Raw genomic sequence first — 16,379 nt, 5'->3', positions numbered from 1 at the left:
CGTGTTCGGTTATTTCTTTTTCGCTTTTCCGGTCAGCCGTTTCTCTTCTGATTTAAGCCTTCGTTCCACTTTTTTCACATCTTCACCGGGTGGAAGTTGTTCAGGAACAATACCTCGTTGCAGGAGCATGTCTCGTACGGCGGCATTGTTGTCTACGTGTTCTTTCCCGATTTCTTGTTGTCCGTACAAGTCCTTTTGTTGTACGTTGACAGAGGTCATTTCTGCTGCGAAGTCTTTGGCTTTAATACTGATTGTAGGCAAAAAGTCGGCCAATGGACGGCTTTCTGGTGCTCCTAATTTCCTTTTGAGCAATGCTGTGTCGATACGAAACAAGGCCTTGTCTCCTTTTGAACGGATAAGAGCAAAGCCTTTGCTGTCCACGCCACGTTCATAAAGTATACCGGACAGGCGTTTTTCTGTTTCTGCAAGTTTGGTGCGCGCTTGTATCCGTTCGTAGTCGAGGATACGTTGTTGTACCAGTTCGGCTCGTCTCGTCTGTACGGCGAAATAATTTTGGGCAAATGCTACTTGCGGTTTTCTCGGGTCACCGTTCTGGGCGACGAGGTAACAGGCATAGCGGGTGAGCATATAATCGGAAACTTCGCGTTCCGAACCGGAACCGAGGGAAACCATTTTGCCGACTTCAGCAAAATGGTATGAAACCTCTTGTTCTGCATGTTCACATGCCGCTTTGGCTTTGTTTACTATGTTTTCAAAATTGCGCCATTGGGCGTATCCAAGTAATTTGGCAAGTTCCCTTGCGCTCCAACATTCGACACCTTCATATTCGTTGGCTATCGATTCGAATTGCCGGAAAAGTTCTATGATTTCTTCTGTCTTCATGTGCCTCCATCAATGGTTTTGTATCCGCATCTCCTGCAAATTTAATAAATACTTCTTATTGGTGGTATCTTGTCGGGCGGAATCTTGTCCGGTATATGGATTTTTGTTTCCTTTGCAAATCAAAATCAAAGGAATATGGAATGCAAGACTTTATTTTCTGAAATACTGGAACGGCAGTCGGATTTGTTGGAACGTGTCCGCCATGCCGCGCATGAGGCGCATGCGGCCGTCAACCAATTTTATGGCAGGGATTTGCCTTATTCTTACCATTTGGACGGTGTGGCAGAACTGGTGGCCCGTTATGGAGGCGAGGTGTGCACGCGGGCGGAAGACGTGCCGGCCGTGATGTTCGGGGCGTGGTTCCACGACAGTATCGAGGATGCCCGTCTGACGTACAACGACGTGCGGAAACGCGCCCGGTCTTTGGGGCTGGACGAGGCGCAGGCGTTCATGGCGGCTGAGATTGTGTACGCGTTGACGAATGAAAAAGGGCGTACGCGTGTCGAGCGTGCAGGAGTGAAATATTATGAGGGTATCCGTGCCACACCTTACGCCCCCATGGTCAAGTTGGCCGACCGCATAGCCAACGTACGTTTCTCCTTGCGGCAGGCTTCGGATTACAATCATCGCATGGCCAGAGTTTACCGTGAGGAGTGGCCTCACTTCCTGGCATCCCTGTGGCCTGCGACGGATGACCCGCGCATGGGGCTTCCGCAGGAGATGGTGCTCCAACTTTGCGAGCTTTTGGGGGTGGACGGAAAAGGGATGTTTGAAGACTGAAAACGGTATTCGGGCATGTGGAAAAAACATTCGGCTGAGAACCGGAAATCGTTTGGCGCAGATTGAAAAATCAATCTCAGCCGAATGATTTTTCAATCTGCGCCAAATAAAAATGGTTTTGCAAATGTTTGATTTTAAGATGGTTTTGGATAGCGCCTGAACCAACCATCGAGCCGTAGGCGGATGACCCCGAACACGGCTTCGCTGAAAATGCCGCCGCTCATCTTGCTCGTGCCCAACTCGCGGTTGACGAAGATGACCGGCACTTCCTTTATCTTGAAACCGCACTGCTTGGCGGTGAACTTCATTTCTATCTGGAAGGCATATCCTTTGAAGCGAACCTTGTCTAGTTCGATGGTTTCCAATACACGGCGGCGGTAACATTTAAAGCCGGCCGTGGTGTCGTTTATCTTCAGCCCCGTGATGATGCGCACGTATTTAGAGGCGTAGTAGGACATCAGGATGCGCCCCATGGGCCAGTTCACCACGTTCACCCCGTTCACGTAGCGCGACCCGATGGCCACGTCGTATCCCTCTTGGGCACAAGCGGCGTACAGTCGCGGAAGGTCGTTCGGGTTGTGGCTGAAGTCGGCGTCCATCTCGAAGACATAGTCGTATTTCTGCGCCACAGCCCATTTGAATCCCGCAATGTAAGCTGTGCCGAGACCTAATTTCCCCGTACGTTCGATGAGATGCAGGCGGTCTTTGAACTCGTTCGCTATGAGGCGTTTCACGATGGTCGCCGTGCCGTCGGGTGAGCCGTCGTCTATGATCAGCATGTCGAACGGTTGTTCCAGTCCGAATACGGCCCGGATGATGTTTTCTATGTTTTCCTTTTCGTTGTACGTAGGAATGATAACTACACTGTCTGAACGCATATTTCTGTCAGCTTTAAAAGTGAATGACTTCGTTTGTATTCGTGAAACAAATATAGACATAAATCACGAATACAGGTAACAGAGTGGAAATATTTCTTCCGGCGGAGGTGTTTTTTTAGTGATTCTTTGTAATTTTGCACCGGATTGAATCATGGAGATACAAGGTTTACAGGCCCTCTATGCAGGGCATAAGTCGGTAAAGGCTTTGGCAAAGGCTTTGCAGGACGGTTCCGTGCGGACGATTTTCGCGGAAGGACTGTGCGCGTCGGCCGCTCCTTTGCTGTTCAGCAGTTTGGCTGCGACTTGTCCGCAGGTGATGGCTTGTCCGTATGTTTTCGTATTGGATGATGCGGAAGAGGCTGGATATTTTTATCACGACCTGACGCAGATTTTGGGTGAGCAAGAAGTGTTCTATTTTCCTTCTTCGTTCCGCCGGGCGGTGAAGTTCGGGCAGCGGGATGCGGCTAACGAGATACTCCGCACGGAGGTCATCAGCCGTTTGTCGGCAGGACATTGCCCACTTTTCGTGGTCACTTATCCCGAGGCGGTGATGGAAAAAGTCGTGTCGCGGCAGAAACTGGATGAGCAGACGCTGAGGCTGCATGCTAGCGAGCGGGTGGACATCACGTTCGTGGAGGAGACTTTGCGTGCGTTCGGTTTCCGGCGTGTGGATTATGTCTATGAACCGGGGCAGTTCGCTGTGCGGGGCAGTATCCTCGATGTGTTTTCGTTCTCCTCGGAATGGCCTTACCGGGTGGACTTTTTCGGCGATGAAGTGGACAGTATCCGTACGTTTGAAGTGCAGACGCAACTTTCGCGTGATAAACAGGAAGAAATCGTCATCGTGCCCGAACTGGCCGGTTATACGCAGGGCAAGGTGCCGTTCACGGACTTCCTGCCCCCGGAGACCGTCTTGGTGATGAAAGATTTGTTCTTCTTGCGTGACGTGGCCGACCGGGTATATGCCGACGGTTTTTCGACGCAGGCCCTGATGGACGAGCAGGCCCGGACGGAGATGGAAGAGGCAGAACAGCACGAGAAGCTCCGTGCCGACCTGATGCTTATCGACGGGTCGGCCTTGATGAAGGGAATGCTCGATTTCCGCAGGGTAGAGATTGGGAACAAGCCGTCCGCCACACCGCAGGCCACCGTGCGTTTCCACCTGACGGCACAACCTATTTTCCATAAGAATTTTGAATTGGTGAATCGTACTTTCCATGAGTATTTGGGAAATGGCTACACCTTATATATATTGGCCGATTCGGCCAAACAGACCGACCGGTTAGCTTCCATTTTCACGGAACAGGCTTCGGGTATCGACTTTACTCCCGTGAACCGTACTTTGCACGCCGGGTTTGCCGACGACGACCTCAAGACGTGCTTTTTCACCGACCATCAGATTTTCGACCGTTTCCATAAGTATAACCTCCGCAGCGATAAGGCGCGGAGCGGCAAAGTGGCTCTTTCGTTGAAAGAACTTCAGGAGTTTAACATCGGCGATTATGTGGTTCACGTAGATCACGGGGTCGGGAAGTTCGGTGGTTTGGTACGCATTCCCAATGGCGGCACCATGCAGGAAGTCATCAAGATAATCTATCAGAACGACGATGTGGTGTTCGTCTCCATTCACTCCCTGCACAAGGTGAGCAAATACCGTGGCAAGGAGGGCGAGCCTCCCCGGTTGAACAAGTTGGGCACGGGGGCATGGGAACGCCTGAAAGAGCGGACGAAGACCAAGATCAAGGACATTGCGCGAGACCTCATCAAGTTGTATTCCTTGCGTCGGCAGGAGAAAGGTTTCGCGTTCAGTCCTGACAGTTTCATGCAGCACGAACTGGAGGCCAGTTTCCTTTATGAGGATACCCCCGACCAGTTGAAAGCCACGCAGGCCGTGAAGGCCGACATGGAGCGCGACCGTCCGATGGACCGCCTGGTATGTGGGGATGTGGGATTCGGCAAGACCGAGGTGGCCATTCGTGCTGCCTTCAAGGCTTGTGCGGACAATAAGCAGGTGGCGGTGTTGGTGCCTACCACAGTGTTAGCCTACCAGCATTTCCAGACTTTCTCTTCGCGTCTGAAAGGAATGCCCGTCCGGGTGGATTACCTGAGCCGTGCCCGTAGCGCGGCCAAGACCAAAGACATTTTGAAGGATTTGGCCGACGGAAAAATCAATATCATTGTGGGGACGCACAAACTGATTGGTAAGTCGGTGAAGTTTAAGGACCTTGGCCTGTTGATTATCGACGAAGAGCAGAAGTTCGGGGTGGCTACCAAGGAAAAGCTGCGCCAGATGAAGGTCAATGTGGACACGCTGACGCTTACCGCCACGCCGATTCCGCGTACGTTGCAGTTCTCCCTGATGGGGGCACGCGATTTGTCGGTCATACAGACCCCGCCGCCCAACCGTTATCCCGTGCAGACCGAGGTGCACACGTTCAGTGCGGAACTAATCGCCGAGGCGGTCAATTTCGAGATGAGCCGCAACGGGCAGGTGTTCATCGTGAACAACCGTATTTCCAGTCTTTACGATTTGGAGGCACTGTTGCACAAGCATGTGCCGGATGCCCGCGTATGTGTGGGGCACGGGCAGATGCCACCAGAAGAATTGGAGAAGATTATTCTCGGTTTTGTGAATTACGATTACGACGTGTTGGTGTCCACCACCATTATCGAGAGCGGTATAGACATCCCCAATGCCAATACGATTATCATCAATGGGGCGCAGAACTTCGGTCTGAGCGACTTGCACCAGATGCGAGGCCGAGTAGGGCGCAGCAACAAGAAAGCTTTCTGTTACCTTTTGGCACCTCCTTTGGCTGCCTTGACACCGGAGGCGCGCCGCCGCCTTCAGGCCATCGAGAACTTCAGTGACCTCGGATCGGGTATCCACATCGCCATGCAGGACTTGGATATCCGTGGGGCGGGTAACCTGTTGGGAGCCGAGCAGAGCGGTTTCATCGCCGATTTGGGATATGAGACCTATCAGAAGATTTTGTCCGAAGCCGTGAAGGAACTGAAGAACGATGAGTTCGGCGACCTCTATGCCGAGGAAATCAGGAAGGGGAACGACTTGGGCGGTGAGAACTTTGTGGACGAGTGCGCGTTGGAGAGCGACTTGCAGATGTCTTTCCCCGACGATTATGTGCCTAGCAGCAGCGAACGCATGCTTCTTTACCGCGAACTGGACGGTCTGGAACGCGACGAAGACGTGGAGGCATTCCGCTTGCGTATGAAAGACCGTTTCGGGGAGATTCCGGAGGAGGGTGAGGAACTGATTCGCGTGGTGGCGCTCCGCCGCCTCGGCAAGTGTCTCGGTGCGGAAAAGATATTCCTCAAGGCCGGGCGCATGGTGCTTTATTTCGTGCAGAACGAGAAGAGCGCCTATTTCGAGAGCAAGGCTTTCGGGCAGTGCATCGCGTATGCTGCCATGAATGCCCACCGTAGCAACCTGCGTGAGGCGAACGGCCGCCGTTCGATGGTGATTCAGGAGGTGCGTTCGGTGAAAGAGGCTGTCCAGATACTCCGGCAGATTTCGGAGTTGCAGGCGGTGTGAGCACATGCTTGAAAGTATGGAGGGAAAAGATACTCATTTTGCTCAATCGTTGAGTAAGAAACGGAGAACAATGCTCAATGATTGAGCATTTCGAGGCAAGCTATCTCGGAAGCCGAACTACCGCTTTTCTTTTACCTGTTTGTACTTTTGCCGGAATCTTCGTAACTTTGGGGCTTTATAAGAACAAAAGTAGTCAGACGACAAAAAAGATAAACATATAAATAGTGGAATAGCGATTCCATTCAGCTTTTAAGAAAACGAGCTTTTAGCTTACATTCTCACTGTCTGAAAACCGCCAAAATTTGAAGATCAGAGGATAAGCTACGAGAGGTTCGCGTCCTAACGGGCGTGAACCGTCTGTGCTTATATGCGATCTTCAGGTTACTTGGCGGTACCTCAGGCAGGCAATAAGCACTGGATGGTTTACGCTTTTGTTTTTATGGTACACATTGGTCAACTCATTGAACAGGAACTGCGCCGCCAGCGACGTTCCGTGTCATGGTTCGCAAAGGAACTCTATTGCGACCGTACCAATGTGTACAAACTATTCCGTAAGGAGAGCATAGACACGTTGTTGCTCTATCGTATTTCTTGTATTTTGTCCCATGATTTCTTTAAGTACTATACCGACGATTTTGTTTCCGATAACAAACCGTAGCGGTTTTGTCTACGCTTTGTGGCCGTTACGTCCACAAATTCTATATGTCTTAACGCATTTTCCTCCTTAACTTTGCATCAGTTTAATTTCATATTAATAATTAAAAAGAAGTGTTATGAAGAAGGCTTTAAAATTTTTGAGTTGGATGTTTATTCTGTTGTTCACGGTTTCCGTTTCGAGTTGTAAGGATGATGATGACGATGCGCCAGTCAGTGGTTTGGTGGGTACGTGGCAGGGAGATTATAAGGATGGTGACCATTATACAATGACTTTCAACAACGATGGCACGGGAGTTGAAACGGATGATACAGGTTCAGATAATTTTAAATACTCTTATACCGGTGACAGGTTAATTATTTCTTATAACGGAGGTGGCGGTGTGGCTTATTCAGTGTCTATTACAGGTAAGACATTGATGCTCACGATAGAAAATTCGACAACGTTTTATACTTTGACAAGATTATAACGGTTAAGGTGTAATGTGGAGGCGGTATATATTTGTTGTATGGTTGGCATGTGTTTTGTGTGCGAACTCTGTTAAGGCTGTTCCTGCTTTTCCTCAAAAGGTGGCTTTACGGGTAAAAGGCGGTAATGAGGTTTGGATTACAGTAAAAGGCGACGAATACAACAAATGGGCTTTGACCACAGACAATTATACCTTGCTCCCTTCGGGAAATGAATGGTATTTTGCTAAGGCGGACAGCATGGGGAATGCTGTCCGTTCTGGTTATAAATTGTGCGCCGATGCCGAACGCCCGGAAAGTTTGCGTCGTTTTTTGGCACAACAGCCGAAAGGGTTGCGTCCTATGGCGGACGAAGCCCGAAAGAAGAAGCTATCGTACAGAAATAGGGCTGTTGAAAAACGAGGAAGGCATGCGGCAGTCGTTGGAGAACGCCGTGCCTTGGTAATCCTGATGTCGTTCGCTGATGTAAGCTTCACTAAGACTGAGGCCGATTTCGATGCCCTCTTCAACGAGCCTGGTTATGCCGTGGATGGGGCGCAGGGAAGCGTCTATGATTACTTCCGGGAGGTTTCCTACGAGCAGCTTTCGTTTCATTGCGACGTATTAGGGCCTTACAGGGCAGCGTATCCTATGGCTTATTATGGCTCGAACAGTTATGGCGGTTCGGACACGAACCCGTATGCTTTGTTTCTCGAAGCCATGGAACATGCCGTGCGGGAAATCGACTTGCAGGATTATGATGCCGACGGAGACGGTTATGTGGACAACGTGCATATCGTGTTTGCCGGATATGGTGAAGAAGCCGGGGCTTCTCCCTCCGCTATCTGGTCGCATGAGGCCATGTTTCCGGAAATCACCATGCAAGGCATGAAGATAGACCGTTATTCCTGTACGCCGGAGCTACGGGGAAACCGTGGAGGAGGTATATCGCGTATCGGACCTTGCTGCCACGAAATGGGGCATGCTTTGGGGGCGATGGACTATTACGATACCGATTATACCACGGGCGGTAGTTTCGAGGGCACGGGCGTATGGGATGTCATGGCGCAAGGCAGTTGGAATAACGACGGTATCACCCCGGCACATTTCAACCCTTACGTGAAAGCATACGACTTCGGTTGGGTGGACGTGACTATGTTGACGCATACAGGGGATTATTCGCTCCGGCCTTCCACTTGGGAGAAAGACGGCGTGTTCCGGGTAGATACAGGTTCCGAGGGGGATTTTTATTTGTTGGAGAGCCGTGTTCGTGACGGGTTCGATACGGCATTGCCCGGTGAAGGGCTGATGGTGTACCACGTGCATCCCTGGGTAGAGGAAGGGGCGTATGGCAATACGATAAATGCCTCGGCACCGCAAATGATGTATCCGGTGTGTGCTTCTTCGTCCGTGTCCGTTCCTTCATCTTCTTCTTATTCATACGGTGAGATTAATTCGGCAGGTTGCCCTTTCCCAGGTGCGTCTGGTAAGACGGAGTTCGGCGGGCAGACCGTTCCGGCGGCGTTTGCATGGGACGGGAGCGATGTAGGCTTTGAACTGTCCGATATAAACCGCACTGCGGACGGACAGGTCTCTTTCCGTTTTACAGCGGATGGTACGGTTCCGTCTTCGGTATGGAAGACGGAATGGAACGAAAGTTTTGAGAATCCCTCTTCCGCTTCATCATGGTTAGCGTCAGGCCAATGGGGGTATACAACGGAATGGGAACGTATGATGGCTGACAGTTCCGGAGGAATAGGGGAAATCGCTTCGTGGGACTATATAGCCGATGCGGCAGACGGTTCATATTATATGGGGATGGTGCAGCGGTTTATGTTGGGAAACTCGGAAGGGATAATGATGTCTCCACCCGTGACGGACAATCCCGACGGTAATGCCAAATTGCGGTTCTTTTACCAGAACAAGGTACGAAGCGGAGGACGGGTCGTTTTGGAAGTGTATTGTAAAAAGGAAACCTCGAAGGAATGGATTCCTTTGCTGGTTTTGGATGCTATAACCAACACGTGGACGAAACAGGAAGTGGATTTGCCCGTGAGCGCGGAACGCCTCCAAGTCATATTCTTGGCCAAAACGGAAGGAGCTTGTGGGGCGTTTGTAGATGATGTATCTATATTGAAGCCGAGAAAGGGCGACGCGCTTGAAGTTGCAAGCAAACCGGTCGGTTGCCAAATCGGCGTGAGGGAGGGATGTTTGTGGGTGTCTTTGTCCGTCCCGTCTGTCTTGTCCGTCTATGCTTGGGATGGTTGTCGGATACTGTCCGGTCGTTACGAAGCAGGGGAGCAGACGTTCCGTTTGCCGTCCGGCATCTATGTGGTGCGAATCGGGGAGCACGTTCGGAAAGTTTGGATTCCCAGATATGATTAGTTGGCCGTAGCACCGGTTTCTTCTTGCAGGCAGGAGAAGGAGAACGGCGGTGTAAGGATGAGGCGGCGTACCTCCGCATTGTCCATACGTGGGATGTCGCGGATGGTCTTACCCAAACAGGCCGCTTGGATGACACGGCAGAAAAGTCCGTGACTTACTACCAATACACGTTTATCTTTGTAACGGGACACTATATTGAGCAGGAATGTTTCAGCCCGGCGAAACATGGATTCTACGGGTTCGGCCCGATGGTCTATCTTTGTACGTGCCTTCAGGATATCCATACCCGTGAACGGTCCCCAATCCCGTTCGCGAAGGAGAGGTGTGGATTCAAGAAGCAGGCCGTGCGGTTCGTTCAGTATCATAGCGGTGTCCATACAGCGTTTCAAGTCGCTGCACAATAAGGCATCGAAACGGATATCTTTCAGTTCATCCCGTAGGGCTTGTGCTTGTGCAATGCCCTCGCGTGACAGGTGGCCTGGCATGTGTCCTTGCAGGATTTGGGCCGCATTTTCTTCTGTTTGTCCGTGTCTCACCAGATAAAGTTCTGTCATAAAAGATAAGATTGTAGCGTAATAAGGGGTAAAGTAAGTAAAATAAATCCGTTTAATCGGCTTTTTGACCGATTTTTCAGGGTTTCTTTCGTTTTTTCAATGATAATATCGTATCTTAGCCGTGTATAAACATTAAATATTTGCACTCATGAAAATAGTGAACAGTTATATTTTTCGTGCCGTATGCGCTTTGCTTATCGGCCTTTTGTTAGTATCCAATCCGGAGCGGATGACTGGATTGTTGGTTCAGGTAATCGGTGGGTTGTTTCTTATTTCCGGTTTGGTGTCACTCATCAATTATTTCATCATCCGTTATTCGGATAAGGTGCCGGTCAAACCTGTGTTTCCTTTGGTGGGATTGGGCAGTCTGTTGTTCGGCGTCTTTCTTGGTTTTTTCCCTGGGTTATTCATTACATATTTGATGTATATTTTCGGTTTCCTGATGGTGGTGGCTGGGATCAACCAATTGTGGAATATGTTCCGTTTACGCCGTTTGATACCTTTCCGTTGGTATGTCTTGTTTTTCATTCTGTTGATTACGGGTCTGGGAGTGTTCGTGCTTTTCAATCCGTTGGAGTCCGCTTCCGTTCCGTTCATTCTTTTGGGGATAAGTTTCATGCTTTACGGTGTGTCGGAATTGGTAAACGGTGTGCGTTGGCGTAAGTACAGCCGGATGCAACAGCAAAAGGCATCGGAAACCATAGAATTGATAGAATAAGTTCCGTGAAGATAAAAAGAAGAAAGGGTTGTCGGATTCCGATAGCCCTTTCTTCTTTTTGTGATTGGCATTCTGTGCCTATTCCTTTTTCTTCAGCTCCGCATCGAACTGCCGGATGGCGGCCATACCCTCGTTGCAGGCGCAGGGACCGCTGATACAACCTCCGGGGCAAGCCATGACTTCGATCATGCGTGTGGGGCATTTGCCTGTTTTGGCGTACGCTTTCAATGCGGCAATATTTTTCTTGTTCAGGTCGGCTATCAGTGTGCCTTGCAGTTCCGGGTCACCTACCATGTTTTTTACGGCCGTGAACACACCGCCGGTCTTGGCAAAGCCGTGCGCGTCGTGTCCTGCGTGTTCTTCGGGCGTAAAGTCCTCGCATGCCGCCATGTCTATTTCCATACCTTCAATGACGGCATCCAGTTCGCGGAATGTCCAAACGAAGTCCACGTTGGGATTCTCTCGTCCTTCCGCCTTTTTGGAAGCGCAGGGGGCGATGAACACCGTCAGGGCTTCCGGGTGTTTCTTACGCGCATACTCCGCCACGTAGTACATGGGAGAGCCCGTGGAAGACACGTAAGGCTTGATTTCAGGGATGTGTTTCTGGGCCAACTGTACGTAAGCCGAACAGCAACTGGTGGTCATGAACGCAGCCCCGCTTTCTAATTTCTCTTTGAATTCTTCTGCTTCCCGACGGATGGTTTCTTCGGCGCCGTATGCCACTTCGAGTACATCGCTGAAACCGATGGCTTTCAATGCACCGAATACTTTCTCTACAGGTTGTTTGAATTGGGCCAGTACGGAGGGGGCCACCATGGCCACTACTTGCCGTCCTTCCTTGATGCGGTTCAGCACGTCGAATACGGCACATTGGTCGAATATGGCACCGAATGGACATGCATTCAAGCATTTGCCGCAATAAATACATTTTTCGGGGTCGATATGTTCCACACCGTATTCGTCTTTGGAGATGGCTTTCACGGGGCAAGCCTCTTCGCACGGTACGGGAATGTACACGATGGCGTGGTAGGGGCATACCTGATGGCAGCGCCCGCAACTGATACATTTTTCGTGGTCGATGTAGGCTTTTCCTTCGCTGTCGTAGTGAATGGCATCTTTCGGACAGTTGTTGTAGCAAGGCCGTGCGGCACAGCCGCGGCACAGGTTCGTCACCTCGTAGTTGATTTTCACACACGAAGAGCACGCCTCGTCCATTACGCTGAGGATGCTTTTCTTCGGGTCGGGACTTTTCCGTTCCATCATGCGGGCGGCATAGGTGGACAGCCGTTCGGTTTCGTCGGTTTCATCCGTCATGTCAAAGCCCATCATGGCCATGGTCTTGTATTTGGTCACCGCACGTTCCTTATATACGCAACAGCGGCCCAACGGTTTTTGCTTGCGCGGATGCAATTCTACGGGCAACCGGTCAATCTTCTCTAATAACTCGTTTTCTTTCCACATTTTCACCAAACGCGCCAATAATTGGTAGCGGATGAACATGATGTTGTTGTTGTATGCCATCGTTTAGGATTATTTAGTTTTGATTATTGGACAAATCTACGAAAAAAAAGGCAATCTTTTGTATCTTTGTGTTAATTTTATGGCAGAATGTTTCAATAATATTTCAGAAAGCAGTTTTTCAGCTCTGTTGGATGTACTCTTGGTTGGAAAAAGTCCCGGCAGGGAAGGTTGGAGATTGCTGCTTGCCGGTTTGGACGACGGGCAGGATGCGTCTCTTCGTGCCTTTGCGGCAGAGGCGGCCCGGAAGCGTTTCGGGAACGGGGTGTTCATCCGCGGACTCGTTGAAATCTCTTCGTGGTGCCGTAACAACTGTTATTATTGCGGGCTACGCCGTTCCAACCGTTTCGCCTCGCGCTACCGTTTGTCTCAGGAGCAAATACTCGATTGTTGCCGGGAGGGGGCACGGCTCGGCTTCGGGACATTTGTCTTGCAGGGCGGAGAAGACACGGAACAAGATGATGATTGGATAGAAGATTTGATAGGCAAGCTCCGTATGGAGTTTCCCAGGCATGCCATCACGTTGTCTGTGGGCGAGCGTGACGGGGAGGTGTACCGCCGGTGGCGTGATGCAGGGGCTGGTCGTTACCTGCTTCGCCATGAAACACGGAATGAGGCGCATTATGCCCGTTTGCATCCGCGTGAGATGGACGGTGCCCGGCGTCGGGAATGCTTGCGGACGCTGAAAGCTTTGGGGTATCAGACAGGAGCCGGCATGATGGTGGGAACGCCCGGTCAGACATGGGATTGCTTGTTGGATGACATCGCTTTTTTGGAAGAATTGGAACCGGAGATGATAGGCATGGGACCTTTCGTTCCGGCTGCCCATACGCCTTTTGCCCGTCATCCGGCCGGGTCGGTGTCTTTGACGCTCCGGCTGATTGCCTTGATGAGGCTGCGCTTTCCGGACGCATTGATTCCGGCTACTACAGCTTTGGCTACGTTGGACGCGCACGGGCGTGAAGCCGGTATCTTGGCAGGGGCAAACGTGGTGATGCCTAACTTGTCCCCTTTGGCCGTGAGGGGGCGATACAGTATTTACGACCATAAGGCGTCCGGCGGGAGCGAGGCAGCCGAAGGGTTGCACCGTCTGGAACAGGATTTGAAAAAAATAGGCTACCACATTTCATACGGTCGCGGAGACAGTCCGGGACATGAGGTAGGAAAGTAGCATTAGAACGATTAGATATGAAGATAATGTATGATGTGAAATCGGAACGCGCCGAAGAGTTTATCTCCGACGCGGAGATACGTGAGACAATGGCATACGCCGAGGCACATAAGGATGACCGTCCGCTCATCGTGTCCATATTGGAGAAAGCACGCCTTTGCAAAGGGCTTACCCATCGCGAGGCGGCCGTGCTGTTGGCTTCCGGGCAGCAGGACCTGACGGAAGAGATGTTTGCCTTGGCACGCGACATCAAGCAGCGTTTTTATGGCAACCGCATCGTGATGTTCGCTCCGTTGTACCTTTCCAATTACTGTGTGAACGGTTGCGTGTATTGCCCGTACCATGCCAAGAACAAGATGATACGCCGCCGGAAATTGACGCAGGAAGAAATCCGCAGGGAAGTCATTGCCTTGCAGGACATGGGACACAAGCGGTTGGCTTTGGAGACCGGAGAGGACCCGCGTAACAACCCTATCGAATATGTGTTGGAGAGCATCCGTACGATTTACGGCATCAAGCATAAGAACGGAGCCATCCGGCGCGTGAATGTGAACATTGCTGCCACGACGGTGGAGAACTACCGTCGCTTGAAGGACGCGGGCATCGGTACGTATATTCTTTTTCAGGAGACGTATAACCGGACGAATTATGAGGCACTCCATCCTACGGGGCCGAAGAGCGACTATGCCTATCACACCGAGGCCATGGACCGTGCCATGTTGGGAGGCATTGATGACGTGGGTATCGGCGTGTTGTTCGGGTTGGAGACTTACCGTTACGACTTCATCGGCCTGCTGATGCACGCCGAGCATCTGGAAGCCCGTTTCGGGGTCGGGCCGCACACCATCAGCGTGCCGCGCCTGTGCCCGGCCGATGACATAGACACGGCGGATTTCAAGAACTGTGTGCCGGACGAGGTTTTCCATAAGATTGTGGCGGTGCTCCGTATAGCCGTGCCTTATACGGGAATGATTGTGTCCACGCGTGAGACGCCTGCCAGCCGTGAGAAGGTTTTGGAATTGGGCGTGTCGCAATTGAGCGGTGGTTCCCGTACCAGTGTGGGAGGGTATGTGCACGAAGAAGAGGCGGAGGAGAATTCCGCCCAGTTCGACGTGTCCGACCGCCGTTCGTTGGACGAAGTGGTGGGTTGGCTGCTCGATTTGGGTTATCTGCCCAGTTTCTGTACGGCCTGCTACCGTGAGGGCCGCACTGGCGACCGTTTCATGTCGTTGGTGAAGAAAGGGCAGATAGCCAACTGTTGCCTGCCTAATGCTTTGCTGACCCTGAAAGAGTATTTGAATGATTATGCGTCGCCTGCCACCCGTGCGAAAGGAGAGGCCATGATTGCCCGTTTGTTGGAAACCGTTCCCGGCGAACGGGTACGGGAGAATGCCCGTCGCTATTTGAAAGCCATAGAGGAGGGCGGGCGTGATTTCCGTTTTTAAGATATAGACAAGATAGGCTATGATGAAAGAAGAAACTCCACGCGCCAACCGTTTCCATATCGGATTGTTCGGCCGGCGCAACAGCGGCAAGTCTTCGTTGGTGAATATGCTGACGGGGCAGGAGGTTGCCGTAGTGTCCGATGTGCCGGGCACGACGACGGATGTGATATTGAAGAATATCGAACTGCCGGGTATCGGGGCTTCCGTTTTGGTTGACACGGCCGGTTATGACGACGAAGGGGAATTGGGCGGACTGCGTGTAAAACAGACCGTCAATGCTGCCCGTTGGGTAGATTTGGCTTTGATTGTCGTGTCGGGTTTGCCGGACGGGGCAGAGAAGGAAAAGGCTTGGGGGGAACGTTTCCAAGCAGACGACATTCCCGTTTTGTATATATATAATAAGGTGGACGAAGATGGTGGAAGCCATGCCGGTGCTTGGCGTACGGCATTGGGGGCAACGGATGTGGTGTCGGTTTCGGCGCGTACGGGAGAAGGTCGTGACTGTTTGCTGTCTGCGATGGCCGAGGTGTATCGCCGTACGGATGAGGTGGAGGATTTGACTGGAAACTTGGTGGGCGAAGGCGATACCGTGGTGTTGGTCATGCCGCAAGACATTCAGGCACCTAAGGGACGGTTAATCCTGCCACAGGTACAGACCTTGCGCAATCTGTTGGACAAACGTTGTACGGCTTTGTGTTGTACGGCAGACCGTTTACCGACCACGTTGTCCGTCTTGTCGTCGCCCCCGTCCCTGATTATCACGGACTCGCAAGTATTTCCGGCGGTGGAGGCCCTTTGCCCACCGCAAACGCGGCTGACTTCTTTTTCCGTTTTGTTTGCCCGTTACAAGGGGGACATCCGGCAATTCCTGCAAGGGGCGGAGGCGTTATGCGCTTTGCGTCCGGATGCCCGCGTGCTGATAGCGGAGGCTTGCACCCACGTGCCGCAACATGAAGATATAGGGCGCGTGAAGCTTCCTCGTTTGTTGCGCCGTAAGTTCGGCGAGGCTTTGCACATCGACATCGTGTCCGGAAACGACTTTCCCGAAGACTTGTCCGCTTACGATTTGGTCATCCATTGCGGGGCCTGCATGTTTACGCGTCGCCATGTGCTGAACCGTTTGAGGCGGGCGCGTGCCTGTGGTGTGCCTGTGACCAATTATGGAATAGCCATAGCAGCCTTGACCGGTATCTTGGACAAGGTGGCGGTACCAGAGTAGGAGGATGGGGATTTCTTTCCCAAGGTCTTTCCAGGAAACATCCTTCATCTTTCAGGTTATGAGGAAATGTGTTGTCATACAATGCTTTACAGGATGAAGGATGTTTCAGGCATCTTTCAGTCTTCTTTCATGGCTGAAACCGATAAAAAGATCTGCGCCAAATGATTTTTCAATCTAAGCCAAGCGATTTTTCGTTCTGCGCCAAACGGTTCGT

13 protein-coding genes are annotated in these 16,379 nt (G+C 51.5%); 9 read left to right on the top strand and 4 right to left on the bottom strand.

Translation table 11 applies throughout. From position 1 onward, the window contains the following. Positions 1–9 precede the first annotated feature (9 nt). On the bottom strand, positions 10–843 hold the full coding sequence (gene dinD / locus HMPREF9442_RS04955; protein WP_008619513.1) for a DNA damage-inducible protein D: 834 nt from the start codon (positions 841–843) through the stop codon (positions 10–12). A 135-nt stretch (positions 844–978) separates the two neighbouring features. Between dinD and HMPREF9442_RS04950 the strand changes: the two genes are divergently transcribed. Beyond that, entirely contained in the window at positions 979–1,623 is a 645-nt protein-coding gene (locus tag HMPREF9442_RS04950; RefSeq protein WP_008626035.1) for a hypothetical protein, read from the top strand. Positions 1,624–1,757: 134 nt separating this feature from the next. Here the strand turns inward: HMPREF9442_RS04950 and HMPREF9442_RS04945 are convergent, their stop codons facing one another. Continuing rightward, positions 1,758–2,501: a polyprenol monophosphomannose synthase gene (locus tag HMPREF9442_RS04945; RefSeq protein WP_040602647.1), complete on the bottom strand. Its 744-nt coding sequence runs from the start codon at positions 2,499–2,501 to the stop codon at positions 1,758–1,760. 151 nt (positions 2,502–2,652) lie between these two features. Here HMPREF9442_RS04945 and mfd point away from each other — a divergent pair, with 151 nt between their 5' ends. The 4 genes from mfd to HMPREF9442_RS04925 all read left to right on the top strand — a co-directional run bounded on the left by mfd (position 2,653) and on the right by HMPREF9442_RS04925 (position 9,540). Then, positions 2,653–6,054, top strand: a complete 3,402-nt coding sequence (gene mfd, locus HMPREF9442_RS04940) for a transcription-repair coupling factor (RefSeq protein ID WP_008626033.1) — start codon at positions 2,653–2,655, stop codon at positions 6,052–6,054. A 439-nt stretch (positions 6,055–6,493) separates the two neighbouring features. After that, entirely contained in the window at positions 6,494–6,712 is a 219-nt protein-coding gene (locus tag HMPREF9442_RS04935; RefSeq protein ID WP_232038271.1) for a hypothetical protein, read from the top strand. Positions 6,713–6,827: 115 nt separating this feature from the next. Beyond that, a complete protein-coding gene (locus tag HMPREF9442_RS04930) occupies positions 6,828–7,178 on the top strand; it encodes a DUF5640 domain-containing protein (protein ID WP_008626014.1) in 351 nt (116 codons plus the stop codon). Between the two features lie 100 nt (positions 7,179–7,278). Then, positions 7,279–9,540, top strand: coding sequence for a M6 family metalloprotease domain-containing protein (locus HMPREF9442_RS04925; RefSeq protein ID WP_253271029.1), 2,262 nt, complete (start codon positions 7,279–7,281; stop codon positions 9,538–9,540). Here HMPREF9442_RS04925 and HMPREF9442_RS04920 read toward each other — a convergent pair. Then, positions 9,537–10,094, bottom strand: a complete 558-nt coding sequence (locus HMPREF9442_RS04920; protein ID WP_008626012.1) for a histidine phosphatase family protein — start codon at positions 10,092–10,094, stop codon at positions 9,537–9,539. The genes HMPREF9442_RS04925 and HMPREF9442_RS04920 overlap by 4 nt on opposite strands. Positions 10,095–10,242: 148 nt before the next feature. Here HMPREF9442_RS04920 and HMPREF9442_RS04915 point away from each other — a divergent pair, with 148 nt between their 5' ends. Then, positions 10,243–10,812: an HdeD family acid-resistance protein gene (locus tag HMPREF9442_RS04915; RefSeq protein ID WP_008626011.1), complete on the top strand. Its 570-nt coding sequence runs from the start codon at positions 10,243–10,245 to the stop codon at positions 10,810–10,812. A 78-nt stretch (positions 10,813–10,890) separates the two neighbouring features. Here HMPREF9442_RS04915 and HMPREF9442_RS04910 read toward each other — a convergent pair whose 3' ends face one another. Further along, complete coding sequence (locus HMPREF9442_RS04910) at positions 10,891–12,333, bottom strand: monomeric [FeFe] hydrogenase (RefSeq protein WP_008626010.1); 1,443 nt, start codon at positions 12,331–12,333, stop codon at positions 10,891–10,893. Positions 12,334–12,412: 79 nt separating this feature from the next. Between HMPREF9442_RS04910 and hydE the strand changes: the two genes are divergently transcribed. Genes hydE through hydF form a run of 3 tightly spaced genes read left to right on the top strand, consistent with a single transcriptional unit; the run spans position 12,413 to position 16,165 of the window. Continuing rightward, positions 12,413–13,501 (top strand): [FeFe] hydrogenase H-cluster radical SAM maturase HydE, encoded by a 1,089-nt coding sequence (gene hydE / locus HMPREF9442_RS04905; RefSeq protein WP_420850118.1) that lies wholly within the window; start codon positions 12,413–12,415, stop codon positions 13,499–13,501. A 26-nt stretch (positions 13,502–13,527) separates the two neighbouring features. Beyond that, positions 13,528–14,946: a [FeFe] hydrogenase H-cluster radical SAM maturase HydG gene (hydG, locus tag HMPREF9442_RS04900; protein WP_087944072.1), complete on the top strand. Its 1,419-nt coding sequence runs from the start codon at positions 13,528–13,530 to the stop codon at positions 14,944–14,946. 19 nt (positions 14,947–14,965) lie between these two features. Then, entirely contained in the window at positions 14,966–16,165 is a 1,200-nt protein-coding gene (gene hydF, locus HMPREF9442_RS04895; protein ID WP_008626006.1) for a [FeFe] hydrogenase H-cluster maturation GTPase HydF, read from the top strand. Positions 16,166–16,379: the final 214 nt, after the last annotated feature.

It is taken from the genome of Paraprevotella xylaniphila YIT 11841, assembly GCF_000205165.1.
In the GTDB taxonomy this organism is placed as follows: Bacteria; Bacteroidota; Bacteroidia; order Bacteroidales; family Bacteroidaceae; genus Paraprevotella; species Paraprevotella xylaniphila.
This window is presented reverse-complemented; position numbering and strand designations above follow the sequence as displayed.

What these genes read in the sequence shown, in the direction of transcription:
- dinD (WP_008619513.1), bottom strand. Translation starts at nt 843, where the DNA reads ATGAAGACAGAAGAAATCATAGAACTTTTCCGGCAATTCGAATCGATA.
- HMPREF9442_RS04950 (WP_008626035.1), top strand. Translation starts at nt 979, where the DNA reads ATGGAATGCAAGACTTTATTTTCTGAAATACTGGAACGGCAGTCGGAT.
- HMPREF9442_RS04945 (WP_040602647.1), bottom strand. Translation starts at nt 2,501, where the DNA reads ATGCGTTCAGACAGTGTAGTTATCATTCCTACGTACAACGAAAAGGAA.
- mfd (WP_008626033.1), top strand. Translation starts at nt 2,653, where the DNA reads ATGGAGATACAAGGTTTACAGGCCCTCTATGCAGGGCATAAGTCGGTA.
- HMPREF9442_RS04935 (WP_232038271.1), top strand. Translation starts at nt 6,494, where the DNA reads ATGGTACACATTGGTCAACTCATTGAACAGGAACTGCGCCGCCAGCGA.
- HMPREF9442_RS04930 (WP_008626014.1), top strand. Translation starts at nt 6,828, where the DNA reads ATGAAGAAGGCTTTAAAATTTTTGAGTTGGATGTTTATTCTGTTGTTC.
- HMPREF9442_RS04920 (WP_008626012.1), bottom strand. Translation starts at nt 10,094, where the DNA reads ATGACAGAACTTTATCTGGTGAGACACGGACAAACAGAAGAAAATGCG.
- HMPREF9442_RS04915 (WP_008626011.1), top strand. Translation starts at nt 10,243, where the DNA reads ATGAAAATAGTGAACAGTTATATTTTTCGTGCCGTATGCGCTTTGCTT.
- HMPREF9442_RS04910 (WP_008626010.1), bottom strand. Translation starts at nt 12,333, where the DNA reads ATGGCATACAACAACAACATCATGTTCATCCGCTACCAATTATTGGCG.
- hydE (WP_420850118.1), top strand. Translation starts at nt 12,413, where the DNA reads ATGGCAGAATGTTTCAATAATATTTCAGAAAGCAGTTTTTCAGCTCTG.
- hydG (WP_087944072.1), top strand. Translation starts at nt 13,528, where the DNA reads ATGTATGATGTGAAATCGGAACGCGCCGAAGAGTTTATCTCCGACGCG.
- hydF (WP_008626006.1), top strand. Translation starts at nt 14,966, where the DNA reads ATGATGAAAGAAGAAACTCCACGCGCCAACCGTTTCCATATCGGATTG.